Raw genomic sequence first — 23,547 nt, 5'->3', positions numbered from 1 at the left:
GATACTTTTATGCGCTTTTTTACCGGGACGAGCCTGCGGATGCGAATTCAGAAAACCCGGCCGAAGGTTGCAACGTGCTCCAGAGTGGCGAGAGCGAGGGGTGGCAACGCTGGATCGGGGCTTGTGATGCCGAAAATGGAGGCTGGAACACGGCGTACGAGCTTATCAGTACCGATCAAAGTCTGAAGGGTAGCGAAAAGCAGCGCCAAGGGGAATGGCAGTAGCGCAGTACTTCGCTTGTACAAGCATCTTGGCGCCAGTACCATTACCGCTCTCTTTTTCCGGCAGGAGCGGTTGCATGATTGCGGGCAGTATGGTGGCACTGGTCACACCCATGGATGCACAGGGTCGTCTCGACTGGGACAGCCTGAGCAAACTGGTGGACTTCCACCTGCAAGAGGGCACCAACGCCATCGTGGCGGTCGGCACTACAGGTGAGTCGGCCACGCTTGACGTGAACGAGCACATTGAAGTGATTCGTCGCGTGGTTGCTCAGGTTGCAGGGCGTATTCCGGTGATCGCCGGTACGGGCGCCAATTCGACGCGCGAAGCGATCGAGTTGACGACCAACGCGAAGAACGCCGGCGCCGACGCGTGCCTGCTGGTAACCCCTTATTACAACAAGCCGACGCAAGAAGGCCTGTACCAGCACTTCAAGGCAATCGCCGAAGCCGTCGACATCCCGCAGATTCTCTACAACGTGCCGGGCCGTACCGCTTGCGACATGCAGGCCGAGACGGTGATTCGCCTGTCGACCGTGAAGAACATCATCGGCATCAAGGAAGCCACGGGCGACCTGCAGCGCGCCAAGGACATCCTGGCCGGCGTGAGCAGCGACTTCCTGGTTTATTCCGGAGACGACGCGACCGCAGTCGAGCTGATGCTGCTCGGCGGCAAGGGCAATATTTCGGTGACCGCCAACGTCGCACCGCGCGCCATGAGCGACCTGTGCGCCGCGGCCATGGCCGGCGATGCTGTCAAAGCCCGGGCGATCCACGAAAAGCTGATGCCGCTCAATAAAACCCTGTTTATCGAATCCAACCCTATCCCCGTGAAATGGGCACTGCATGAAATGGGCTTGATGCCGGACGGTATTCGTCTGCCGCTCACCTGGCTCAGCGCTGCCTGTCACGAACCGCTGCGGCAGGCCATGCGCCAGTCCGGCGTCCTGGTTTAATTGAGGAAGTACTACGCATGAAGCGAATGGCCGGACTTTCCGCACTTGCCTTGATTATCTCCAGCACCAGTGGCTGCGGATGGATCTGGGGCCCGGAAGGTTATTTCCGTGACCGTGGTAGCGACTACCTGGAAGCGCAACAGACTGCACCGATGCAACTGCCACCGGACGTCAGCACCGCCAAGCGTCTGGATCCGCTGTTGCCGATCCCGCGCAACGTGGCCGACGACACTGCCAAAGGCGAATACATCGTGCCTCGTCCGCAGCCGCTGTCGGCAGCGGCTGATGCCAGCGACTACACCCTGCAGAAGAGCGGCGATTCGCGTTGGGTCATGGCCCAGCACCCACCGGCCGAAGTCTGGCCCGTGGCCGTGCAGTTCTTCCAGGACAACGGCTTCCGTCTGGACGAACAACGCCCGCAAACCGGCGAATTCACCACCACCTGGCAGCATTCCGACGAACTGTCCGCCGCAATGGCCAAGCGCCTGAACGCAGCCGGTGTCGGCGCCGACAGTGAAAGCCGTGTGCGGGTGCGTATCGAACCAGGCGTGCAGCGCAACACCAGTGAAGTCTACGTGGTCAGCGCCGAGCGTCCTGCCGGCAGCACCGCCAATGTCGATTTCACCAATCGCTCGGTCAACACCGGCCTGGACGCAGCACTGGTCGACGACATGCTCGCGAGCATGAGCCGTACTTCGGAGAAGGGCGGTTCGGTCTCCATGCTGGCCTCTCGTGATTTCGATACGCCAAGTCGTGTCAGCCTGACCGAAGATGGCAGCGGCAACCCGGTGCTCAACGTCGGTTCCGATCTGGATCGTGCCTGGTCGAGTGTCGGTCGTGCGCTGGAACAGGGCGAATGGCGTGTTGAAGACATCAACCGCAGCCTGGGCCTGTACTACATCAACCTCGCCGAAAAAGCCGAGAAAAAGGACGAGAAGCCAGGTTTCTTCAGCGGTCTGTTCGGCAGCAAGCCGGACAAGGAAGAAGTTGAAGCTCGCGCCGAGCGTTATCAGGTTCGCCTGAGCAAGGTTGGCGAGAACGTCCAAGTCACCGTCGAGAAAAACATCAACACCGTGGCGCCAGCAGACGTGGCGCGTAAAGTGTTGAGCGTGATTCAGGACAACCTGGGCTGATCACATGCGTTTTGCCGTTCTCGGCAGCGGTAGCCAAGGGAACGGCACGCTGATAGCCAGCGACGACACGTATGTACTGGTGGATTGTGGTTTCTCCCTGCGAGAAACCGAAAAACGCCTGCTGCGACTGGGTGTGAACCCTTCGCAGCTGAGCGCGATACTCGTGACCCACGAACATGCCGACCACGTGCATGGCGTGGGTTTGCTGTCTCGGCGTTACAATCTGCCTGTCTACCTCAGTCGCGGGACCCTGCGCGGGATGCGCAAACCGATTGAACCCGCAGGCTTTCTGGCTGGCGGCGAGCAACTGCAAATCGGCAACCTGAGCATCGGCGTCATTGCCGTGGCGCATGATGCACAGGAACCGACGCAGTATGTCTTCAGTGACGGTCAACGGCGTTTCGGCCTGTTGACCGACCTGGGCTCGTATTGCAATACGGTGCTGGACGGCTACCGGGACCTCGATGCATTGATGATCGAGTCCAACCATTGCCGTGACATGCTGGCTCGCGGTCACTACCCGTACTTTCTCAAGCAGCGGGTGGGCGGTGAATTGGGACATTTGAACAACCATCAGGCGGCATTCCTGGTGTCCGAGTTGGGCTGGCAAGGCCTGCAACACCTGGTCCTGGCCCATCTGAGCAGCAAGAACAACCTGCCGCAGCTGGCCCGGCAATGTTTTGTCGACACCCTCGGGTGCGACCCGGACTGGCTGCAACTGGCCGATCAAGATTCAGGGCTCGACTGGCGACACATCGCCTAGCCCACCTACTTAGCAAGCGGAGCCCATCATGGAAAAACGTGAAGAACTCTACCGCGGCAAAGCCAAATCGGTTTACAAGACCGATGACGCTGACCGCTTGATCCTGCTGTTTCGCAACGACACCTCGGCGTTCGACGGCAAGCGCATCGAGCAGCTCGACCGCAAAGGCATGGTGAACAACAAGTTCAACGCCTTCATCATGCAGAAACTCGAAGCAGCCGGCGTGCCGACTCAATTCGACAAACTGCTGGGCGACAACGAATGCCTGGTGAAAAAGCTCGACATGATTCCGGTCGAGTGCGTCGTGCGTAACTACGCTGCCGGCAGCCTGGTCAAGCGTCTGGGCGTCGAAGAAGGCATGAAGCTCAACCCTTACACCTTCGAACTGTTCCTGAAGGACGACGCCAAGGGCGATCCGTTCATCAACGAATCCCACGTCGTGGCATTCGGTTGGGGCACTGCCGAGCAACTGGTTCGCATGAAAGAACTGTCGCTCAAGGTCAACGAAGTCCTGAGCAAACTGTTCGACGACGCTGGCCTGCTGCTGGTCGACTTCAAACTGGAATTCGGCGTTTTCTCCGACGGCTCCATCGTCCTGGGCGACGAGTTCAGCCCGGACGGCTGCCGTCTGTGGGACAAGGCCACCGGCAAGAAAATGGACAAGGACCGCTTCCGTCAGGGCCTCGGTGACGTCATCGAAGCCTATGAAGAAGTCGCCAATCGTCTGGGCGTACCGCTGTAATCGACGCAAGCATCTGATAGCACGGAAAAATTTTGCTTAGGGGGTTCGCTTCCGGCAAAAGTGTTGTTATGATGCGCGCCGTTGGAGAGATGCCAGAGTGGCCGAATGGGACGGATTCGAAATCCGTTGTACCTTCACCGGTACCTAGGGTTCGAATCCCTATCTCTCCGCCATACATAGAAAAGCCCCGTAACTCAATGAGTTACGGGGCTTTTTGTTTTCCGGTTGTACTACTCGATTGTACTACTCAAGCCATGCTGTTTTGAGGCGATACGGCACTGTTGGCATGAGTAAATCAGGTACGCGGGCTCTTGGGTGTTCGTGTACGACCGTGATCGCAGCAGAACCTTCTTGCGTTTTGAAATCATCCCTTCTACATCCCTGCCACCAATTCAAATGTCACGCCAAATGCTCCCAGAGTGGCCACTATTTTAACGGCAGGGTGTGGTTCCGTTCACAGGAAGTGCTCCCGGTGCGGCTTATCTCTCCCTAACCCCCTTTGAAGGCTTCTGCCCTGCTTTGGAGTCTGGAGCGGTAGCTCAGCCGCCGTGAAAAGATCTGCCTTGTTCAGTCGTAATTTCAGACGCGTCCTGTGAGATACGTCTTTTTTTTTAGTAGAAAGTTTCCGCGCCCTTGAACCGAAAACGATATGCGGGGTCTGGTGTGCGCGTAGTTTTGCGCATCAGCAACGTGAGCGTTTTGTGGGAGTAAGCCGGTATATGGCTATTCGTCCGCTCGCGAGCGTGCTGTCATTTCCGTATCGAGGGATCGAACATGTTCTCACCCGCCCATTGGGCGAGGTTGTGCCTGGCTTTGCTGTGCCTTTCTCCGCTAACGCTCGCTTATGCTGCGCCAACCCCCGGTGACACGGACCTGATCCGTGAGCGTCAGGACCGCCTGCTCGAAGAACAGCGCCGACGTCTTGAGGAGCTCAAGGACCTGCCCGGCAAGGAGGCGAAGCCTACCCAGCCGACGGCCCCTACCGACAGCCGTTGCTTCCCGATCAAGACCATTGAGCTCAAGGGCGCCGATGCCCTGTCCGAGGGCGAGCGTCAACGTCTGCTCAAGCCCTTTCTCAACCAGTGCCTGGGCGTGCCGCAGCTTAACCAGTTGCTCAAGGTCATCACCAACCACTATCTCGAAAAAGGCCTGGTCACCAGCCGCGCTTATCTACCGCAGCAGGATTTGTCCGGCGGGCATTTGAGTGTGCTGGTAGTGGAAGGGCGACTCGAAGGCTTGAAAGGCGCCGAAAACAGCAAACTGTCGGACCGCGAGTTGGCGATGGCGTTTCCCGGTAAGGCCGGCGACTTGGTCAACCTGCGGGAGATCGAACAGATGGTCGATCAACTGAACCGTTTGCCATCCAACCGTGCGCAAATGGAACTGACACCAGGGCAGAGCATCGGTGGCAGCGAAGTGCTGGTCAATAACTCTGCGCAGAAACCCTGGCGCGTCGGCCTCTCGCGGCATAACGATGGGCAGAAAAGCACCGGCGAGCAGCAATGGGGAACCGCCCTGGACTGGGACAGCCCTTTGGGCCTGGCCGATCAACTGGCCTTGCGCGGCGGCCACGATGCCATCAGCGACCATCAGAAAACCTCGCGCAATGGCATGCTCTATTACAACCTGCCCTTTGGCTGGTGGAACCTGAGCTACACCTACAGCCAGAGCGAATACCGCGCCCTGGGCCAGGCCAACGGCTTCAATTTCAAGCAGAGCGGCGACAGCCAGAATCATCAGTTGCGCCTGGAGCGGGTGATCCATCGCGACTCGGTGAGCAAGACTTCGCTCAACACCGGTCTGGCGTACCTGCGCACCAACAACTTCATTGAAGACAGCAAACTCGCTGAAAGCAGCAATCGCATCAGCGAGGCGCAGTTCGGCATCAACCATGGCCGGCGGATCGGCAATGCCTTCGTCAACCTCGACCTGGGCCTGCAAAACGGCATCGGTGCTCTTGACGCCCAGGGCGATCACGAGCCGGGGCCTGGGCTGCCGGATGCGCGCTATCGCAAATACACCGCCACCCTCAGCTATCTGCAGCCCTTTGTGCTGGGTGGCGAGTCCTTCAGTTTCAGCAGCCTGATGACCGGCCAGCGCAGTGAAGACGTGCTATTCAGCCCTCAGCGCATGAGCTTGGGCGGACAATCGTCGATCCGTGGTTACAAGGACCAGTCCTTGTCCGGCGACAGCGGTGGCTACTGGCGCAATGATCTGCGCTGGAGCCGTCCCGTGACACTGGAATGGCTACGCCCGGTGTTCGCCGAATACGGCACCAGCCTCGGTTACGACCAGGGTGTAATTCGTGGCGATCGCTACAACGGCGATCAGCACGGGCGCATGTCCAGCAACTCACTGGAGTTGTTTGCCCGTGGTGAGCACCTGAGCGCCAGCGTCACCTTCGCCCATTCCCTGGAACGCCCGGATGCCCTGACCGAGCGCGAAGCGCCGATCTATTTCCGCGTGGATTTCTTCCTCTAAATTTTGCTTTAAACGAGATTCGATCATGGACGTTCGCCACTACGCCTTCCTCGCTGGCCAGCCCTCTGCTGCGGTCAAAAAACGCGAGCACTTCTGGGGCATGCCCAAGCGCGGCCTGGCGTTCCTGTTGGCCAATGTCATGTTCTGGCAGCCGATGTGGGCCCAGGCGGATGGCATCGTGGTCAGCGCGCCGGGCACCAGCCTCGGCCAGGCCGGCAATGGCGTGCCCATCGTCAACATCGCCAAGCCCAACGGCAGCGGCCTGTCTCACAACCAGTTCAAGGACTACAACGTCGGCAGCAACGGCGTGATCCTCAACAACGCCACCAATACCGCCCAGCCCACACAACTGGGCGGGATCATCCTCGGTAACCCGAACCTCAACGGCACCGCCGCGCAAACCATCCTCAACGAAGTCAACGGCGGCAATCCCAGCCAGTTGCGCGGTTATACCGAAGTCGCGGGGCAATCGGCGCGAGTGATCGTCGCCAACCCGTACGGGATCAGCTGCAACGGTTGCGGCTTCATCAACACCCCGCGCGTCACGTTGACCACCGGCAAACCGGTGCTGGATAACGGTCGGCTGGATCGCTTTCAGGTCGATCAGGGTAGCATCGCCATCGAAGGCACCGGGCTGAACGCCAGCAACGTCGACCGCTTCGAAATCATCACCCGCAGCGCCAGGATCAACGCCGAGATCCAGGCCAGGAATCTGACCATCATCGCCGGGCGCAACGACGTCAACGCTGACACCCTCAACACGACCGCACGCGCCGATGACGGCAGCGCCAAACCGGGGTTGGCCATCGACTCCTCGACCCTCGGTGGCATGTACGCCGGGGCGATCAAACTGGTGGGCACGGAGGCGGGGGTCGGCGTAAAGCTCGATGGCAAGATGGTCGCCAGTGGCGGTGATATCCAGCTGGATGCCAACGGTCATTTGAGTTTGGCCGAGACGGCTACTACTGCCGGTGCCATTAACGTCAAAGCCGCTAGCCTCGACGCCCGGGGACCGGTCTATGCCGGCACCACCCTGCACGTCCAGACCCAAGGCGACCTGACCAGCCACAACAACCTGGTGGCGCGCGACAACATCCACCTGGATAGCGGTGGCACCCTAAGCAACAACGGAATTATTGAATCCGGGGTCAATGCCGATAACAGCCGCAATAGCAGCGGTGATATCACCCTTATTGCAAAGCAGCTGAATAACGGCGGCAAAACGGTGGTTGCCAGCCGCGACCTGAACATCACGACGACCGCCGCGCTGAACAACCAGGGCGGTACGCTCAGCGGGCAGCGCATGACCACGGTCACAGCCGACGTTGTAGATAACCGCAACAAAGGCCGAATTCTGGGCAACACCGAACTGCATCTGAACGCCAACCAGGTACTGAACGCCCAGGGCGGCCTGATCAATAGCCAGGGCATTCTGACTGCCAACCTGGGCCATCTGGAAAACAATGCAGGCGAATTATCCAGCCTGAACAGCGCGACCCTGATCCTCGGCAGCCTGAACAACCTGACCGGCCTGGTCATGGCCGGCAAAAACCTCGATATCACCAACACGGGCGCGATCAACAACCAGGGCGGTGAATTGTCCAGCCAAGGCGTCATGACCGTGCGCACCGGCAGCCTGGATAACCGCAACAAAGGCACCGTTGCCGCCAATGGCCAATTGCGGATAAGCGCTACCGGCGCGGTCAACAACGCCGACAAGGGCCTGATCGCCAGCCGCGGTGCCGGCGTCGAGTTCGATGCCGCCAGCCTGAACAACGTCAAGGGCACGCTGCAAGGCAAGGATCTGGTGACCGTGGATGTCACGGGTGATATCGATAACCAGAGCGGCAGCATCATCGCTCAAGACGCTGGTCTCGATATTGAAGCGGCCAATCTCGACAACCGTGGCGGCGTGTTGTCCAGCGTCAAGGCGGCCTTCGATGCCCGCGTGCGCGGCGTGCTGAAAAATGGCTACGACCTCAATCGCCAGGGCGGCACGATCCAGGCCCAAAGAGTGAGCATCCAAGCCTTGGCGGGGTTGTTCAACGACGGCGGACGTATCGCCGCACAAGCGGGCGATATCGTGATCACCAACGCGGGTGCGGATATCAACAATCGCAACGGCGGGCTTTATGCCACGGGCAAGGTCCAGGTCACTGGCCGGAATATGGACAACAGCGACGGCGGGCAGATCAGCGCCGGCCGCATCGACTTTGACCTTTCGGGGGCGCTGAACAACAACGCGGGCATCATCGAAAGCCAGGACAGCCTGGATATTCTCGCCGCCAGCCTGAGCAACCATAAAGGCCAACTGCGCACACTGGGCAAGAACAGCACTACGACGTTCAACATCGGTGGCCTGTTCGATAACAGTGACGGCACCCTGGAAACCGCCAGTAATGATGTTGGCTTCGACACCGGCAGCATCCAGAACGTGGGCGGCAAGCTGTTGCACACCGGCCTCGGACTGTTTGGCATCAGCCAGGCCAACCTGGGGCAGGCGGGTGGTCGCCTGGTGACCTACGGCACCTTGAATGTGAGTGCCGACAGCTGGACCAACAGCACCTCGATCCAGGCCGGGCATCTGGTCGTTCATGTCAACCAGTTGACCCAGACCGCCACTGGCCAGTTGCTCAGTACCAATGGCATGGAAGGCCGTGGCATCAATTGGCGTGTTGATGGCCTGATCGGCAGCGATGGAGTTATCGACCTGCAACTGACCGGCGAATATGCAGGCAGCGGCCGCTTGAGCAGCCTGGGTGTCCTGGGGCTCAAGGCCGCGCTGATCAATCTGGAAAAAAACGGCAGTATCGCTGGCGGCGGCAGCACTACCGTCGTGGTCGATGGCGTCCTCAACAGCTACGGTCGGCTGACCTCGGCGGCGGACATGAGCGTCACTGCCGCAGCGATTAACAACTACGGCACGCTGGGCAGTGCCGAGGCACTGGGCGTATCGACCGGCGCCCTGCTCAACCAGCGCGGATTGATTTTCAGTGGCGGCAATACAAGCCTGCGTGTCGATAGCCTGACTAATCGTTATGCCGATATCTACAGCCTGGGTGATCTGAGCATTGATCGCGACGGCCTCGGCACCCGCGCCCGCAGCATCCTCAACAGCTCCGGCTCGCTGCAAAGCGACGGCAATATGCGTCTGGCGGCCAGCACCATCGACAACGTCCGCGAGGTCTTGACCACCAACGATGCTGGCATCTACACCGCCTCGATCAGGGAAGTGGCCTGCATCGGAGGGGTCAATGCCGGTGATTGCGACGGCCCCAAGGTAAACCACGTCTGGCAGATCATTCAGCGCGATAAGTTCGAAGTCACCGCGGCCAGCGCCGCGTCCAGCATCACCACCGGCGGCAACCTGGATATCCAGGGCGACACCCTGACCAACCGGAGCAGCAGCATCGGCGTCGGCGGCGCATTGACCGCCAATCTCGTCAGCTTGAACAACATCGGCATCGAAACCGGCGAGACCGAAACCTCGCGCACCTTCATGTCCGAACGCACGCGCCACCCGCGTGGCTGGCGCGCCGCCGCGAATGACTTCACCAACAAATACTGGCTGCAGAGCCCCGGTTACAACGCCAACGACCTGGGAGGCCTCGAAGCGGCGATGAGCCGCTTCATCGGCATGACCGAGCGCGAAATCCCTTCGCTTCGCACTCAAACGGCCTCCACCGATAGCCAGACCTACGCGGCCATTATCCAGGCTGGCGGCGCGGTCGATATCCGCACCCAGGGCAACGCCGACAACCGCGTCGTGCGTGGCGGCTACAACTACGTCGGCGCCGGGCCGCGTACCGACACCCAGTCCGACAATGCCTTCTCGACCCGCATCAGCGTCAATCGGCAGCTAGCCCCGAACCTGACCCAACAGCAGGTCGATCCGCTGGCCTTGCCGGGTTTTGACTTGCCAACCGGGCAAAACGGCCTGTTCCGCATGAGCGGCGACGGCTCGACCACGCCGACCCAGGGCGCTGGCCTGCTGCAGGTGCGCGGGCTGCCTGACAATTCGATCAGGTCCAGTCCGCACAAGTACCTGATCGAGACCAACCCGGCGCTGACCGACATGCGCCGGTTCATGAGCTCGGATTACCTGCTGACAAACCTGGGCTACGATCCGGACCTCGCCGCCAAGCGCCTGGGGGATGGCTTCTACGAACAACGCCTGATCCAACAGGCGGTGATCGCCCGCACCGGCCAACGCTTCCTCGACGGCCAGACCTCAGACGACGGCATGTTCAAGTACCTGATGAACAACGCCATCGCCAGCAAGGACGCCCTCAACCTGTCCCTGGGCGTCAGTCTGAGCGCCGAACAGGTTGCGGCCCTGACCCACGATATCGTCTGGATGGAAACCCGGACCGTGAACAACGAACAGGTTCTGGTACCGGTGTTGTACATGGCCCAGACCAACAACCGCCTGGCGGCCAATGGTGCGTTGATCCAGGGCGCTGATGTGAGCCTGATCGCCGGTAAAAACCTGAACAACGTTGGCACCCTGCGCGCCTCCAGCAACCTGAGGGCCACGGCTGGCGACAGCCTGGTTAACAGCGGCTTGCTGGAAGCGGGCAATCGGCTTGAGGCGCTGGCGAGCAATAACCTCACTAACCGGGCCGGCGGCATTATTGCTGGGCGGGATGTCAACGTCGTCGCCCTGGCCGGTGACGTGAGCAATGAACGCACCATCACCCGCCACGCCAGCAGCACCGGCTACAAGACCGAACAACGCGACTTTGCCGACAACGCGGCGCGGATCGAGGCGAGCAATGATCTGACGCTGGGTGCCGGACGGGACATCGCCAACATCGGTGGCGTGCTCAAGAGCGGCAACGACACCACATTGCGCGCTGCCCGGGATCTGAAGATCACCGCCGCCGAGCAATCGGACAGCAATACGCGCGGCGCCAATCATCGCGATTCGAACATCACTCAGCATGGCTCCAGCGTGACTGCCGGGCGGGATCTTCAGGCCACTGCGGGCGGCGATCTCAAAGTGGTTGCTAGCCAGATCGAGGCCAAGCGTGATGTGGGCATGAGCGCTGTCGGCGACCTGACCCTGGCGTCGGCGGCGGATGAACAGCATTCGTATGGCAAGAGCAAGAAGGTCAAGGCTCAGGAGGATCATGTGAACCAGGTTTCCACTGTCGTGACGGCAGGTGGGAATGTGGCGTTGAGTGCGGGGAAGGATCTGGGGCTGATTGCGAGCCGGGTAAACGCTGGGGATGAGGCTTATCTGGTAGCGGGTTCGAATCTGCTGCTGCAATCGGCTGAGGATTCGGATTACAGCTTCTATAGCAAGACCAAGAAGTCTTCTTCCGGGAAGAAGTTCCGTCTCGACGAAACAAGCTCTGTCACCAACGTTGCCAGCTCGGTCACGTCCGGAGGCAACAACGTACTGACCGCCGGCAATGATCTGGTGATCAAGGGCAGCGATGTCTCTTCCGAAAAAGGCAGCGTCGGATTGGGTGCCGGCAATGACGTGGAAATCGTCGCGGTTACCGAATCCAATAGCGCGCGCCATGAGCGCAGCCAAAGCAAGAGTAGTTGGGGTGGGTTCAAGTCGAGCAAGGTCCAGGATCAGTTGGCTGAAACTCAGACCACCGCCGTGGGTAGCCTGATCTCTGGCGACACCATCGCCGTCAGCGCCAAACGCGATGCCACCGTCACCGGCTCGGCTTTGGTCAGCACCAACGACCTGGCAGTGCGTGCGGGACGCGACTTGACCATCGACGCGGCAGAAAACACCTTCTCCCGCACTCAAATGCACAAGGAGAAAAACCGCGACTTTACGGGCGTATTGACGGGTAACAACCTGGGTCTTGATGACATCACGGGCAACCAGCACCTGTCGATCAGCGACCAGAAACACAACGGCACGGCATCGCAAACCACCCTGACCGGCAGCACCGTTGGCTCCAGTAAAGGCAACGTCAGCCTCGTCGCCGGTGCAGACCTCAATGTCATCGCCAGTGACTTGGTCAGCACCAAGGACATGAGCCTGCGCGGCTCGAACGTCACCATCGCTGCAGGTATGGAAACGGCGACGCAAGGCACCGTTGATAAAGCCAACAGCCTAGCCGTAGGGCGTGTCATCGGTGGTGCGATCATCGACACGGCTAAAACCATTCGCTCGTCGGTCGAGGCCGCGAAGGATGCGGATGATCCTCGGCTCAAGGCTGTGAAACTGGCCCAGGCCGCCCTCGCGGCCTACAACCTCGGGGGAATGGCTTCGGACGCCAATGCCCAAAAAACCGGCTTCGCCGACAAACAGGGCGGCACCGCAAGCAATGGCTCGCTGATCAAAATCGGCACCGAGCTGGCCAATACCCACAGCAAAAGCACCAGCGACTACACCAGCCAGACCGCCAAGCAAAGTACCCTCAATGCAGGCACTAACTTGTCCATCATTGCCAATGGCAACGCGGCGGAGAACGATGGTGATTTGCACGTCATCGGCAGCAGCCTCAAAGCGGCCAACATGTCGTTGCTTGCCAACAACAACATCATCCTGGAGAGCGCGCAAAACACCGCTGAGTGGTCCAATCATAACAGCAACAACAGAACCGCTATTGGCGCCAGCTTCAACATTGGCCAGCAGAACGGCTTCACCCTGGACCTCGGTGCCCAACTCGCAAAAGGTATGGGTAGCGGCAGTTCCGTCACGCAGGTCAACAGTACGGTAGAGACCGGTTCGCTGTTGCTGCGCAGCGGTGGTGACACGACGCTGGCGGGCGCTCAGGTTCGCGCTGATGAAATCAACGCGCTGATCGATGGCAACCTCAACATCATTTCCCGTCAGGACACCCAGGATCAGAAGAGCAAGCAGGGTAGCGGCGGTTTCGGTGCCAGCATCTGCATCCCACCGATCTGCTATGGCACACCTGTCGCTGCTTCAGCCAACCTGGCTGCCGGCAACATGAACAGCGAATACAAAGGCGTCACGGACCAGACCGGTCTCTTCGCCGGAGCGGGTGGCTACACCGTCGATGTCGGCAAAACCACCACCTTGGAAGGTGGTGTGATTGCCAGCGACGCCTCGGCGGACAAAAACCTGTTGATCACTGACCGGCTCATCGCGCGCGATATCAAGAACGTCAGTGAAATCGAGGCTCAGTCTGCAGGTATCAGCGTATCGGCCAGTTACGGTGGCGCTGGGGCGAGCACCTCGGTGGGTGGCTTGTACGGTATTGCTCTAAGCGAATCCGACAAGAGCCACACACGCAGTGCGGTGAGCGAAGGCACGATCATCGTCCGTAATCCAGAGGGAGCTCAGGATACTGTCGGCCTGAATCGCGATACGAAAAATGCCAACGAGCGACTCGACAAGCCTGATGAAGAGGCGATGAATGAGCGCATTGAGCTGGTGAAAAGCTCGATGGAGTTGGTGAAAGGCGTTGGGGACGCGGTTGCGGCGGCGAAGATTAAGGAGGCTCAGGATCCGGATAGTGAGGCCTTCAAGGCGGCACGCCAGAAGTTGAACGACAGTGGGGTGGCTAATCCAACGTCTGAGCAAATCAGTCAGCAGGTGCAGCACGATTACGGCATCGGCAGTAGCTTTCAAAAGGCCAGTCAGGCGGTTACCGGGATTATCCAGGGCGTCCTGAGTGGAAACATTGGAGCTGCCGTGGGAGGGGGCGCGGCGCCTTACCTGGCTCAGGCCATTAAACAGCTGACAGAAGGAGACGATGCAGCCAACTTGATGGCGCATGCCGTGCTGGGTGCTGTGTTGGCTAAAACTCAACAGAATTCGGCGCTTGCAGGGGCAGCAGGGGCAAGTATTGGTGAGTTGATTGCTAATCAGCTTTTCCCAGGGAAAAACAGTGATCAACTGAGTGAGGCTGATAAGGAGACGATTTCAGCGCTTTCGACGTTGGCCGGCGGTTTGGCGGGAGGGCTTGTTGGAGGGGATTCTGCCAATGCCGTAGCAGGTGCCGGAGCGGCTAAGAATGCCGCCGAGAACAATGCTATGGGCATGATGGCTGGTGGCGATCTTGGGTTCTGGCTCGCTGACGTAAAGGGGTGTGACAGCGCCTGTAAAGCCGATATTGCGAAACAGACGGCCGAAGGTGGTGTGCTTGTTTCTGGTGCCATGCTGGCTTCGACAGTCGCCGCAGTCGGTGCCGTCGCGACACCTGAATTAATAGCCGCCGCTCAAGCTGCCGCTCGGGCCTGCTCGGCTAACCCGGTTTTGTGCGCCAATGAGACGACAGTGTGGCTGGCTGAAATGGCCGCCAGTGAAGCCTTGCCCGCGGGTCTTGCGGTGGGAGGTTCTGCCAAGTTGACTGCGGAGCAGCTGCGTGATGCCCGCGCTTTGATGGTGATCGAAACGCAGACGGGGAAAAAAATCACCTCAGAGGCATTGGGCATTGCTTTAGGGAAAACCGGGAGCGGAACGGTTGTCAGTGATGAGTTGGCAGCCCGCCTGACACCCCAAAGTTTTGGCTTTTCAACAGTTGCGGACAACCCTCAATCGCTTCAGATGTGGAACGATGCGATGCGTTCCGCTGCCAGCGCCAGCCGGCCTAATGGATATACGCGATACCTTGATACCCTTGCCAGCGGACAAAATCCCAGCCAGCAAATATTGGAGGATGCATTCAGTGCCGTTAATAGCCGCTTTGTTAAATCGGCCCGCAATGCCGGGCAAGAAATCGCGCAAGTTCATCACTGGAATTTTGGCAAAACGGATTTCCCAACACAGATCGTTGACCCCCGACACTTGGTGCCCGTACCTTCACGCGAGGCCCATCTTTTGATCCATCAGCAAACTAGTGAGACCACCAACATTTGGGTTGGCCCCATCTCGCCTTTGCACAGAATAGAAATTCCTGAATGGTCCACTCCTCTGGCGCCAAAACGGTGAAAACATGAACTTTGAAAACGCGCTTAAAGCTCTGAATCTGCCGGATGCGGTGGTAGCGTGTGCTGCCGGAAAAATCAGGCCACCCGTTTGCACTTTGGAGGCTCCTGCTCAATGGTTTGGTTTCCCGCCTGCGCTGATCCCAATCTGGAGTGACGGCTCTCGCCCTACCTATATTGGGTATTGGAAGCACTGGTTCGTGGAGCGGGAACCTTGCTTTGTAAAAATGTACATAAGCTCCGATCGTATGACGACTGAGATCGCCAGGACTTCTTCACAACTGTTTGGAGTCGTTGCGATGATGGCGATCAGTCTGGATGATGGGGTGACGTTAGGTCTTGAACAGTTCGCCGCGAGGGTGGGACTTGAGAGTTTGTCGGAGCTTGATGCAGTCTCCTTGAAAACGGGTGATGACCCCAAGGGTTTTCCCAAAGCGGAGCTATTTAAAACATTAACTCCCCTCGACTGTATCTCCTGTGACGGTACTCCCTATATGGGAGGGTTTCCCAATGAGTTCGCCAATGGAAACTGGTGGGAAACTAGCTGCTCCTTTGAGATTCTAAATAGGAATATGAGAGTCCCAGAGGGTTCAAACTTGCCTGGCTGGTTTGACCCGGCTCAGGAAAAAACGACGCTATTCGAAGGTTTCATGTCGGCGAGTCGTCTGGACTATGCATGGCTGACATTGAACTCGACGGGTTGGTTGATTGCTGATGCAAGAAGGGCAATTGTTGAGCTGCAGGCTCGCACCAGCGATGAGGCTTTTAATTGTGTTGTTACGTCTTGGCTATCCGTTGCTGACGTTGGTGCTGGAAGCTATTGAGTGCAGTAAAGAACGTGTAAATGGAACGGAAAGAAAAAGTGGAAGATTTATTTGTTTTGCTTGTTTCATAAATAAGGTTGTACCATTTTTCATCGTTTGAAGCTGCCGACTAGATGAAAATAACGGGTAGCGCGGTCAGCTCCTGAGACAATACAGTCGGGCGGAAAGTAATTTTTAATGATGTACTTGGAGTGTTCATGAAAAGAACTTCACTACTAATGTTAAGCCTGATTCTGACATTGTCAGGTTGTAAGTCCAACGTACGGGATTCTTCTCCTAACCTGCTCAGCGACGGTATCCAACTGCGCCAGGATAAAGTAACCGTCGATGCCCAGCACGCCAAGGTCATCATGAAAGCCTCGGGTAACACCTTTCCAGTAGAGTTTTCGATCAGGCGCGCAGCGGATCCTGACCAACGCATGGATGTGCAGGGAACCGTAGCGGATACCGGTCGGGGTAAGGTGTTTGGCTGGATTGCCAAAGTCAACGAGACGGTCCACAGCGTAACCTTGAAGCACTTCCCGCAGTTGGAAGTACAAGCCGACCCTGATCAGCCGTTTGAGGTGTCGGGCTATGCCAGCGGCGAGAGCATCGGGACTGGCTACCGCTGCGGCCCACTCAGAAGCACTTTTACACCGGAGCGAAGCAAGGTCTATCTGGTGGAGTTTCAGTTTGTGGGTGATCGTTGTGAACAGCATGTCTACGATGTCACCCAGCCGCAGGAGCGTATTCCTGTCGCAAGTTTGCCTTAACACCTGAGTCGAATGGAAATGGGCGATCCAAGATCGTTCATTTCCATTTGTTCCGCAGCCGTCTCCCAATCACATCCATCACATAGCACCCGTCGCGCAGCGCTATCATCAGCATTGTTGCATAAATCGGAAAAAGTGCCGCCTCCAGCATCACCACCGGCGGCAACCTGAATATCCAGGGCGACACCCTGACCAACCGGAGCAGCAGCATCGGCGTCGGCGGCGCATTGACCGCCAATCTCGTCAGCTTGAACAACATCGGCATCGAAACCGGCGAGACCGAAACCTCGCGCACCTTCAGGTCCGAACGCACGCGCCACCCGCGTGGCTGGCGCGCCGCCGCGAATGACTTCACCAACAAATACTGGCTGCAGAGCCCCGGTTACAACGCCAACGACCTGGGAGGCCTCGAAGCGGCGATGAGCCGCTTCATCGGCATGACCGAGCGCGAAATCCCTTCGCTTCGCACTCAAACGGCCTCCACCGATAGCCAGACCTACGCGGCCATTATCCAGGCTGGCGGCGCGGTCGATATCCGCACCCAGGGCAACGCCGACAACCGCGTCGTGCGTGGCGGCTACAACTACGTCGGCGCCGGGCCGCGTACCGACACCCAGTCCGACAATGCCTTCTCGACCCGCATCAGCGTCAATCGGCAGCTAGCCCCGAACCTGACCCAACAGCAGGTCGATCCGCTGGCCTTGCCGGGTTTTGACTTGCCAACCGGGCAAAACGGCCTGTTCCGCATGAGCGGCGACGGCTCGACCACGCCGACCCAGGGCGCTGGCCTGCTGCAGGTGCGCGGGCTGCCTGACAATTCGATCAGGTCCAGTCCGCACAAGTACCTGATCGAGACCAACCCGGCGCTGACCGACATGCGCCGGTTCATGAGCTCGGATTACCTGCTGACAAACCTGGGCTACGATCCGGACCTCGCCGCCAAGCGCCTGGGGGATGGCTTCTACGAACAACGCCTGATCCAACAGGCGGTGATCGCCCGCACCGGCCAACGCTTCCTCGACGGCCAGACCTCAGACGACGGCATGTTCAAGTACCTGATGAACAACGCCATCGCCAGCAAGGACGCCCTCAACCTGTCCCTGGGCGTCAGTCTGAGCGCCGAACAGGTTGCGGCCCTGACCCACGATATCGTCTGGATGGAAACCCGGACCGTGAACAACGAACAGGTTCTGGTACCGGTGTTGTACATGGCCCAGACCAACAACCGCCTGGCGGCCAATGGTGCGTTGATCCAGGGCGCTGATGTGAGCCTGATCGCCGGTAAAAACCTGAACAACGTTGGCACCCTGCGCGCCTCCAGCAACCTGAGGGCCACGGCTGGCGACAGCCTGGTTAACAGCGGCTTGCTGGAAGCGGGCAATCGGCTTGAGGCGCTGGCGAGCAATAACCTCACTAACCGGGCCGGCGGCATTATTGCTGGGCGGGATGTCAACGTCGTCGCCCTGGCCGGTGACGTGAGCAATGAACGCACCATCACCCGCCACGCCAGCAGCACCGGCTACAAGACCGAACAACGCGACTTTGCCGACAACGCGGCGCGGATCGAGGCGAGCAATGATCTGACGCTGGGTGCCGGACGGGACATCGCCAACACCGGTGGTGTGCTCAAGAGCGGCAACGACACCACATTGCGCGCTGCCCGAGATCTGAAGATCACTGCCGCCGAGCAATCGGACAGGCGTGTAGCCAGGGTGGGACCTGTGATGGTTTCCACAGGACGAGAATTTCAATAACTCGGCCTATAAGGTGTTCTATGAAAATAGAATAAAGGAGGCTTTAAATGATCCTTCTAAAACTGTTGGTCCGACTGCTATAAAGTTTAATCGCACGGACCCTGGTTCGGCGAGGCCCGACACGATGGAATTGACTATACAATAGATGGCAAGAGTAAGACTTTGCGCTTTGAAAATGAGGCTAAAAAAATTCCGGAGGTTATAGAGTGATTATTGAAGATATAGAGTTGGCAAAAGAAATTTTTGCACTGATAGAGGCTGGTATTGTGCATGGTTATGACTCTTTTCGTTACGAAGTTGAGGTGGGTGACGGCTATTCGGAGGAAGAGCTCGTGGTTGAAAATAATGGGGTGGAGGTGACAAATGTCGAAACTGATTTCGATGGCGCGGTTCTATATAGTCTGGTAAAGCGATTAAAAGAAAACTCTAGAAAGCGTGGTGAAAACTGGACTTCATTTGTCATGTCCTATAGGCGTGGTGGCGAAGTAAAAACAAATTTCAAGTACTAATGTTCTGGAGCTACAAAGGATAGGTCACGAACAAATATGGAAAAGGACAGAAAGGGGACGGATTCTGAGGGGTCCCCACAAATCTACTCCAACGCCTGCGTCTGCTGATGCACCTCGTCTCGCAACGCGTGCTCAAATCTCTCCAAGGCTTTTCGAGAGTCTGAGCCGCGTCCGCTGTGCCAGTATTCCAAGCCCAGTCGCCACAGCGACAACACCCTTCGATGTTTAAGGCTGTTGCTTTGAAAGCAATGTTCATGACCCGCTTCGCGGGCCTGCAAACCCGTTAAGAAAATGATGTAGTTGGCCAATGAGATCAGCTACAGCACCTAACCTTGACTTGAGACCGGCTAATAGGTGTCCCCTTTTGGGTGCAGATTGATTGCGGCTTGGAAGGCTCCGTCATTGAGCACACTCTGAAAACGAGCCTTACTCTCAAATAAATCGTACCCCGCGATGAGGTACATGGTTATCGCGGGGTACGGTGTTGAGCACTATCGTTTTGCAAGATTTTGCACGCACGGCCTGAGGCTCAGTTGCTCCTTCCCCGCAACGTGCGGGAAATGTGTGTGCGTTACTTCAGTGCTGCGCCCGAATCTGGCGCCCCAACACATCCGTCACATCGCAGCCATCACGCAGCAGCATGGCCGCTGCGTGGGCGATTTGCTGCACGTCTGCGCCTTTGGCATGTTTGGCCAACCCGTGCGCGATGTGCCCTCTATACGTATTCCTGGTGTCGCTCCTACCAGCCCAGGTTATGAGTTTTTAACTGATGGACGAGTGGTGACTGTGTGCTATGACGCTAACAGTCGTCTTGTTACATATGTTCATGTAAAGAAAGTAAGTTAAGAGGAGCGCGGGGCTTGCAAACATTCCTGCACGACCTGGGCTTTGAAGGACTTGCTGGCCAATAACCAAGGCTCTCGTTCACGATTGGCCGAGTGCCTGCTGAGTTTGTTTTTGGCGATTGAACCGGTGACCACGCTGATGTTTTCGCCCCTTTGCCGAATGCCTGATGCAGTACAAATGGATGAAGTGCGGAGCGCTTCGGGTCATCTCGATCCGACCCAGTGATTTGGGTGAGGAGGATGCCAGGGCATAGAGGTTTTTAACCGGTAGCCAAGTGTGTGCGTCGTTGCGGTAGAGGTCGCGGTTACGCACTCGCCCCACGTAATACCAGCCTTGCGCCTCGACGGCTTTGATCCATGGCCGGCGAAAACCTGCATCAGCTACAAGGATCGGAACACAGTCTTTGGGGAACATTTCGGCCAACGTTTGCAGCAACCGTTTTTGATATTTCGGACAACACTCGCGCTCATGAACGCTCTCGTAAATGGGGAACGAACGTCCTGCCAAAGGAATGGCCGCGCGCAACAAAAAGAACTCTCCAGCCGCATCGATCGGTGACCAATCGACCAGGATCAACGGATGTCTCAACGACCCCAGCAAGGCTCGCAACATGACCAAGTAAAACAGCGAGCGCTCGGTTTGCAGATGCCGATTACCCAGCCACCGATCGACTCGATTGATGGCGTGTTTGGGGTAGGCCTTACCTGACATGAATCGACCAAGCCCCGTCAGAGTGAGCCTACGTCCTTGGAGTAATGCGCTGACACAACACATCAATGTTTTCAGACGACGAGAATGGACAGAGGGAAGTGCTTGGGCGAGCGCGCAGTGTAAGAATCGGATGGCCTGCATGGGATCGGGATCTTGTTTTGTGTGGTGCAATACAAGCTGCCGACCCATGCAGGTCTCTTCAATTCCCAACTTCTTGATTTATCGTAAGAAAAATCGGGGATTTCTCAGGGGCGGACCAAGTTTTTTTGAGTAAGTGGCATTGCCTCTTCGATAAAATATGGCCTACCCCTCGTTTGCCCTATGTACCCTTTCTCTCTGATTTAGATTTCAATCGGCAGGTTGGGTCAGGTCTCCATCAGCGCCAACAGTCACACTCACCTCTTTGCGCTCACCCGTCGTGGAAATTTCATAAACCTTCATGATGTAGTTATCCGCGATCACCGTTTCGATGAGGTAGTTCTTATGCGGTTTCGGTGTGAATACAAGTGGGGCAGGCTGCGGCGTTATGGAGTAGCCGAACAATGAATGCATGGGAATACCGTTGAGGGTGGCTATCTGCCTTTTCACCACAGCATTCACTTTCAGGTTTTTTTCGGCCTCTACCAAAGTACGCGCTCGCATTGGCGGGGCCCAGGGAATAGCTGACAGGATGATCCCCGCCGCCGCCGAGGGTGCGGAAGGTAAGGCTTGCATGATGCTCATCCGATGCCAGTGGGGCCACCGGCTTGGAGGAGGGTTGAACACTCGCTTGGCGGCTGCCACAACCGGTCATTACAAAAGCGAGAGTCATTGCTAACGGAAGAGTGAGATATGTTTTCATTCGATCCATGAACTGAATATGGGGTGGATATTTGAGCTTGTGAAGCAGGCCCAGTATATCCAGAGAACCAATGGCTGGGGCGATGCGAGTCAATCCGGGATCCTTCCACGGAGGGTACTAGCGGCGCTGTCTCTATTGGAGCGTGAAACGGGCGAACTTATAGTCGCCCGTTTTCATTTACTACACAGCGCGCTCGCCCAAGCCCCTGATTGCTTCCAGTGTCGGATGAATCGGCATAGCAGCGTAAGAAAAATATGCATATTTACGGGAAAACTGACTCCGCCGAGTCTCTTTAATTACCGCCCCCCGTATCTATTGGTCGTCCCGCGAATCAAGGGTTTTTCTTCGAAATATCCCCTCACATTGAAAGACATTGCCTCAAAAATTCCTCATCTACTCTGGTTTCGCAGGTCACTGATCTGTCGTAATCAGCAGTCGCAAGGAGCGATCAATGTATTTTGAGATTTACAGGCAAACCCGTGGTATCGCACAAACCGGCAAGGGCCAATGGCGCTGGCGTTTGCGGGCGGGGAATCATGAAACGATTGCCAGTGGGGAGGCTTACGTCAACAAGTCTGATTGCGTGCATGCCATCAGTTTGATCAAAGGGACTCATGATCAGACCCCGGTCAAGGAGATATAGGCTCCAGGGCGGTGAAGCTGCTCAGTCAGAGCAGCTTCGTTTTTTCGGGCTCCCTGTTTTTATGGATCAGGTCATTTGCCAGCCTGCATAGACGCCGATTACGACACCTCCCTAAACTGTCATCCAAGTCTTGGGGATCGGGGTGCAATGGATGAATCGCAACGAACTGCGCAAGGCCGACATCAACCTGATGGTGGTGTTCGAGACATTGATGCTCGAGCGCAACGTCACGCGAGTGGCGGAGAAGCTGTTCCTCGGTCAGCCGACGATCAGTGCGGCGCTGAACCGCTTGCGGACGATGTTCAATGATCCGCTGTTCATTCGGGTCGGCCATCGCATGGAGCCGACGGCGCGGGCCGAGGAAATTATTCTGCACCTGTCACCGGCACTGGATTCGCTGTCGGTGGCCTTGAGCCTGACCCATGATTTCGATCCGCTCAGCAGCACCATGACGTTTCGCATCGGGCTGTCGGACGATGTCGAGTTCGGTCTGCTCCCGCCGCTGTTGCGTGCATTGCGCCAGGAAGCACCGAAGGTGGTGTTCGTGGTCCAGCATGTCGACTACTGGCGCATTCCCGACCTGCTGGCGTCTGGCGATATCACCGTTGGTATCAGCCAGACCCGCGGGTTGCCCGCCAACGCCAAGCGCAAATTGCTGCGACACATTCAGCCCAGTATTTTGCGTGCAGACGCATCGGATACACCGCTGACCCTCGATGAATATTGCTCGCGGCCACATGTGCTGGTGTCTCACACCGCCAATGTCAGTGGCTACGCCGATGAGTGGCTGGCGGAAATCGGCCGCACTCGTCATGTGGTGCTCTCGGTGCCGCAATACAGCTCATTGCCGGCCTTGCTCGCCGGCACCGACCTGATCGCCAGCCTGCCGGATTACACGGCCGAAGCGATGGCCGCGTCCGGCCAACTGTTCAAGGAACCGTTTCCGTTCAAGACGCCGACCCTGGACCTGTCCATGGTCTGGCTCAGTCATGTCGACAGCGATCCCGCCGAACGCTGGCTGCGCTCGCGTCTGGAGGCGTTCATGAGTGAGCGGCCGATCCTTCCGCTGTGCCAGTGAGTAGGACGGCGCTGTGTTATATGTACGAACTTTCTACCAATCTTCAGGAGCCCTGTCATGCCTCACCTGCACATGGAATACACCGCTAACTTGTCCAAACTGAATGCCGACGTGGCGTTGATGCGACTCAACAATGCGTTGATGGCTTCCGGTCAGTTTGCGTCCGAGTTCGATATCAAGAGCCGTGCAGTGAAGGTCGAGAGCTTCAAGGTTGGCACCGCATTGGGCGAGCGGGCTTTTGTGCATATCAAGCTGGCACTGTTGAGCGGGCGTTCGGCGGAGATCAAGAGGCAGTTGTCGCAAAGCCTGTTGTCAGTGTTGCAGGACTTATGCGAATGGCCGGCCAACGTAGAAGTGCAGTTGTGTGCGGAAATTCTGGATATTGATCGCGAGTCCTACACCAAGACTGCCATCGGCCTCTGACA

The 23,547-nt window shown here is 57.7% G+C and carries 13 protein-coding genes, 1 tRNA gene and 3 pseudogenes; 14 read left to right on the top strand and 3 right to left on the bottom strand.

The features are described from left to right. Nucleotides 1-298: 298 nt before the first annotated feature. From dapA to KVG95_RS11870, 11 genes and pseudogenes are all read left to right on the top strand, one after another. Nucleotides 299-1,177, top strand: a complete 879-nt coding sequence (gene dapA / locus KVG95_RS11920; protein ID WP_217856605.1) for a 4-hydroxy-tetrahydrodipicolinate synthase — start codon at nt 299-301, stop codon at nt 1,175-1,177. 17 nt (nt 1,178-1,194) lie between these two features. Next, nucleotides 1,195-2,310: an NlpB/DapX family lipoprotein gene (gene bamC, locus KVG95_RS11915; protein WP_217856604.1), complete on the top strand. Its 1,116-nt coding sequence runs from the start codon at nt 1,195-1,197 to the stop codon at nt 2,308-2,310. Between the two features lie 4 nt (nt 2,311-2,314). Then, nucleotides 2,315-3,073, top strand: coding sequence for an MBL fold metallo-hydrolase (locus KVG95_RS11910; RefSeq protein ID WP_123721941.1), 759 nt, complete (start codon nt 2,315-2,317; stop codon nt 3,071-3,073). A gap of 28 nt (nt 3,074-3,101) precedes the next feature. Continuing rightward, nucleotides 3,102-3,815 (top strand): phosphoribosylaminoimidazolesuccinocarboxamide synthase, encoded by a 714-nt coding sequence (purC, locus tag KVG95_RS11905; RefSeq protein WP_007898671.1) that lies wholly within the window; start codon nt 3,102-3,104, stop codon nt 3,813-3,815. Nucleotides 3,816-3,898: 83 nt separating this feature from the next. Further along, a tRNA-Ser gene (locus KVG95_RS11900) sits at nt 3,899-3,988 on the top strand. A gap of 601 nt (nt 3,989-4,589) precedes the next feature. Further along, nucleotides 4,590-6,296: a ShlB/FhaC/HecB family hemolysin secretion/activation protein gene (locus tag KVG95_RS11895; RefSeq protein WP_217856603.1), complete on the top strand. Its 1,707-nt coding sequence runs from the start codon at nt 4,590-4,592 to the stop codon at nt 6,294-6,296. Nucleotides 6,297-6,321: 25 nt separating this feature from the next. Beyond that, complete coding sequence (locus tag KVG95_RS11890) at nt 6,322-15,168, top strand: two-partner secretion domain-containing protein (protein ID WP_217856602.1); 8,847 nt, start codon at nt 6,322-6,324, stop codon at nt 15,166-15,168. A 4-nt stretch (nt 15,169-15,172) separates the two neighbouring features. Further along, a complete protein-coding gene (locus tag KVG95_RS11885) occupies nt 15,173-15,988 on the top strand; it encodes a hypothetical protein (protein ID WP_217856601.1) in 816 nt (271 codons plus the stop codon). Between the two features lie 197 nt (nt 15,989-16,185). Continuing rightward, nucleotides 16,186-16,740: a hypothetical protein gene (locus KVG95_RS11880; RefSeq protein WP_217856600.1), complete on the top strand. Its 555-nt coding sequence runs from the start codon at nt 16,186-16,188 to the stop codon at nt 16,738-16,740. 134 nt (nt 16,741-16,874) lie between these two features. After that, nucleotides 16,875-18,437: pseudogene (locus tag KVG95_RS11875) on the top strand (hemagglutinin repeat-containing protein); the annotation flags it as partial. Nucleotides 18,438-18,700: 263 nt separating this feature from the next. Next, on the top strand, nt 18,701-19,003 hold the full coding sequence (locus KVG95_RS11870) for a hypothetical protein (RefSeq protein ID WP_217856599.1): 303 nt from the start codon (nt 18,701-18,703) through the stop codon (nt 19,001-19,003). A gap of 83 nt (nt 19,004-19,086) precedes the next feature. On the opposite strand, the pseudogene KVG95_RS29800 reads toward KVG95_RS11870, so the two are convergent. From KVG95_RS29800 to KVG95_RS11855, 3 genes and pseudogenes are all read right to left on the bottom strand, one after another. Beyond that, nucleotides 19,087-19,311: pseudogene (locus tag KVG95_RS29800) on the bottom strand (IS4 family transposase); the annotation flags it as partial. Between the two features lie 573 nt (nt 19,312-19,884). Further along, a pseudogene (locus KVG95_RS11860) lies at nt 19,885-20,701 on the bottom strand (IS4 family transposase); the annotation flags it as partial. Nucleotides 20,702-20,908: 207 nt separating this feature from the next. Further along, nucleotides 20,909-21,274 carry a hypothetical protein gene (locus tag KVG95_RS11855; RefSeq protein ID WP_225923017.1) on the bottom strand — a complete coding sequence of 122 codons (366 nt, stop codon included), beginning with the start codon at nt 21,272-21,274 and terminating at the stop codon, nt 20,909-20,911. 578 nt (nt 21,275-21,852) lie between these two features. Here KVG95_RS11855 and KVG95_RS11850 point away from each other — a divergent pair. The 3 genes from KVG95_RS11850 to KVG95_RS11840 all read left to right on the top strand — a co-directional run bounded on the left by KVG95_RS11850 (nt 21,853) and on the right by KVG95_RS11840 (nt 23,545). Further along, nucleotides 21,853-22,044 carry a YegP family protein gene (locus tag KVG95_RS11850; RefSeq protein WP_008074435.1) on the top strand — a complete coding sequence of 64 codons (192 nt, stop codon included), beginning with the start codon at nt 21,853-21,855 and terminating at the stop codon, nt 22,042-22,044. A gap of 151 nt (nt 22,045-22,195) precedes the next feature. Continuing rightward, the gene (locus KVG95_RS11845; RefSeq protein WP_217856597.1) at nt 22,196-23,122 is read left to right on the top strand and encodes a LysR substrate-binding domain-containing protein; all 927 of its coding nucleotides are present in this window, start codon (nt 22,196-22,198) and stop codon (nt 23,120-23,122) included. A 57-nt stretch (nt 23,123-23,179) separates the two neighbouring features. Further along, entirely contained in the window at nt 23,180-23,545 is a 366-nt protein-coding gene (locus KVG95_RS11840; RefSeq protein WP_217856596.1) for a 5-carboxymethyl-2-hydroxymuconate Delta-isomerase, read from the top strand. Nucleotides 23,546-23,547: the final 2 nt, after the last annotated feature.

It is taken from the genome of Pseudomonas farris (genome assembly GCF_019145235.1).
In the GTDB taxonomy this organism is placed as follows: Bacteria; Pseudomonadota; Gammaproteobacteria; order Pseudomonadales; family Pseudomonadaceae; genus Aquipseudomonas; species Aquipseudomonas farris.
This window is presented reverse-complemented; position numbering and strand designations above follow the sequence as displayed.